General features: G+C 50.2%; 1 protein-coding gene. It reads left to right on the top strand.

Annotated elements, in window-relative coordinates; genetic code table 11:
• Nucleotides 1-146: 146 nt before the first annotated feature.
• The coding region (locus QUA04_RS29820) for an IS4 family transposase (RefSeq protein ID WP_333264458.1) at nt 147-1,034 on the top strand (888 nt) is incomplete at its 3' end.

The following is a 1,034-nucleotide window of genomic DNA, read 5'->3' as shown; positions in this document are numbered from 1 at the left end:
CTATGCCTTACTCACATCTTTCTTAACAAAGGTGCTCCGGCTTCAGCCGGAGCCGTCCGGGCGCTGGCTGCCTTGGAGTAGGATTGACAACCAGGAACCGAATCAAGTAAGCCTCAAATTACGGTATCAGAGGCGAGTGAGGAACTATGACGGCAGAATGGGCAGTAGCAGAACTACAATTTGCTTGTTTAGGCGATAAGCGTCGCCAGAAAAGACTGGTGCGAATTGTCTCCGACTTAGCCTCACAGCCCCATGCTACGGTGCCACAAGCATCAGGGGATTGGGCAGCCACTCAAGGGGCTTATGACTTTTGGTCATCTCCACGAGTCTCGTCAGAGGCGATTCGCCAAGCCCACCAAAGAAGTACCTTAGAACGAATCAAAGTACACCCAATAGTTCTGGCGATTCAGGACACCACAGAACTGAATTTCACCCACCACAAGAGCAAGAAAGGAATGGGACACTTGGATAGTGCCACCAGTCGGGGCCTGAAAGTTCACTCAGTATTTTGTAGCTCGGCTCAAGGAGTACCATTAGGAGTGTTGCACCAACAAGTCTGGGCGCGAGATCCTGCGACTATTGGTAAGAAGCATTCCAGAAATCAAACCGAAACCAAAGACAAAGAAAGCCAGCGTTGGTTAACAGCTCTTGATGCGACCCAGAAGGTGATGCCAGAATCGATTACTGTACTAACGGTAGCCGATCGCGAAGCCGACATCTATGACTTTTTAGCGACTCAAAGACCTGAGAATTCTCAGTTGTTAATTCGCGCCTATCACAACCGTCAAGTCAAGAACTCTGATGATACAAAAGAAGTAGAGCGACTACAAGGTGCGATCGCCAAAGTACCGATCGCGGGACAACTCGACTTGGAATTGCGAGCTAATCCGCAGCGCTCAGCTCGTAAAGCGACTCTGAACCTGCAGGCTACAACCGTCGAAATTCTACCTCCTCAAAGCCACCCTCAGCGCCATAATTTACAGCCACTGCAAGTGCAAGTGATTCTCGCTTGTGAAGACAACCCGCCGGTCACA

The sequence above is a fragment of the Microcoleus sp. S13_C5 genome, from assembly GCF_036700845.1.
Taxonomy (GTDB): Bacteria; Cyanobacteriota; Cyanobacteriia; order Cyanobacteriales; family Microcoleaceae; genus Microcoleus.
This window is presented reverse-complemented; position numbering and strand designations above follow the sequence as displayed.